A 1,476-nucleotide genomic window follows, 5' to 3' on the forward strand; every position below is an offset into this window, starting at 1 on the left:
ATCACCCCGGCTTTCCTCATGCATAAGCGTGATCAGTACATGGAATTGCCTGAAGTCTTTGAGCGCCTTTTTCAGATCCCCTTCGATTGTGGTGCGCTGGCATGGTGAATATCGCCACTAAAAATTCCATGTGCTCCGGGCACGATGGATTTACAGCCCGGCCGCCGGCTGAAGCTGTTCCCTTTTTCACAGTGAATGGCATCGCGGTGCTGGTGGACGGCAACGCCTATCCGGCGCACTCAGACGGTAATTCTTCACACCCTGGCAATGCGCTGTCTACCCGCCCCTGGTTCACAGTGAATGGCCAGGCTGTGGTGTGTGAAGGTGATCCGGTTTCCTGTGGCTCAACCGTAACCAGCGGCGATCCGCTCCTTTCAGTAGGATAATCATGCTCTCAACTCCCGCACAACTAAGCGCTTACAAGGCCATGGCGGCCGCTGGCGGCCTGGCCACAGCCGGCAGTGTGACCCAATCTGCCCAGGCGGCCACGTTGGCCACCAGCTTGAGCGCCACCCTCTCGGGGCTGGTGCTGGCCACTGTTAGCTATCCCAGCAGCGTGACAGGCAGCGTACAGCAGATCAGTGCATGGGCTGTCTCGCTTACGGCTATGGCCACGCTGGCCACCAGCCATGCCAAGCTGCTGACCACATACAGCGATCCTTCCCTGCTTATCCAGCTCACCACCGGCTGGGATGTCTATTGCCGCGCCAATAGCTTGGCCAGCAGTGAAATCGCTATCTCTTCGGCAATCGGTGACAGCGTAACGCCAGCAGCGCTGGTGGCTGCCCTGAAAGCCCTGGGCACGTCCGCGCTGAATGATGCCATGCGCAGTATCAACACCACCCTATCAGCAACCACCACAACCACGGGCACCACGGCGACAGCGCCGACACTGAGTGACAGCCAGGTAAAAGCCCTGGCGTCTGCCGTCACGGCCTTCAAGAGCTTGTTCACTGCGGCTACCAGCGCCCTGAACGCTCTATCTGCAAAATCATCCGCTGCCGCCAATAGTGCTACCACGGCGCAGGCGGCCTACAGCAATGCCATTGCCGTTGCTCTGATCAGCGCTTCTGCGCGCAGCCCCGCGGTATCGAGCGCGGTTAATGCCATCACGCCGGCCAGCGTGCTGTCTTTACTGGAGTAACAGAGAAATGAATGTTCTGACTTCCCTATCAAAGGGATTGAGCCTGGTGACAGGCCTGTCTACGCGGTCAAAGGTTGAGATCGTCATGGGCGCGCTGATTGCGGCCGGGCTGGTGGCAGCCTGGTTTTGGTTAAGCAATCTGCAAGATACCAATATCAGGCAGGCTGGCCAGATCGCCACGCAGGGCACCGACATTGCTGGCCTGAAAAAAGACAAAGAGCAGCTGGCCATAGCCAAGGCAGCAGCGGAAGCCGAACGCGACGCTTACGCCAAGCGCACCGAAACATTGAACCAGGAGAACAAAGACAATGAGCAAAAAGCCCAGCAGTATC

The 1,476-nt window shown here is 58.3% G+C and carries 3 protein-coding genes; all 3 read left to right on the forward strand.

The features are described from left to right. The first annotated feature begins 101 nt into the window (after positions 1-101). Positions 102-386 carry a PAAR domain-containing protein gene (locus tag CYR55_RS23690; protein ID WP_165699656.1) on the forward strand — a complete coding sequence of 95 codons (285 nt, stop codon included), beginning with the start codon at positions 102-104 and terminating at the stop codon, positions 384-386. A gap of 104 nt (positions 387-490) precedes the next feature. Further along, complete coding sequence (locus tag CYR55_RS22800; protein WP_146001037.1) at positions 491-1,144, forward strand: hypothetical protein; 654 nt, start codon at positions 491-493, stop codon at positions 1,142-1,144. Positions 1,145-1,151: 7 nt separating this feature from the next. Beyond that, a partial coding sequence (locus CYR55_RS22805; RefSeq protein ID WP_146001038.1) for a hypothetical protein occupies positions 1,152-1,476 on the forward strand: 325 nt, incomplete at its 3' end.

Origin of the sequence: Chimaeribacter californicus, from assembly GCF_002858675.1 — a bacterium.
Lineage (GTDB): Bacteria > Pseudomonadota > Gammaproteobacteria > Enterobacterales > Enterobacteriaceae > Chimaeribacter > Chimaeribacter californicus.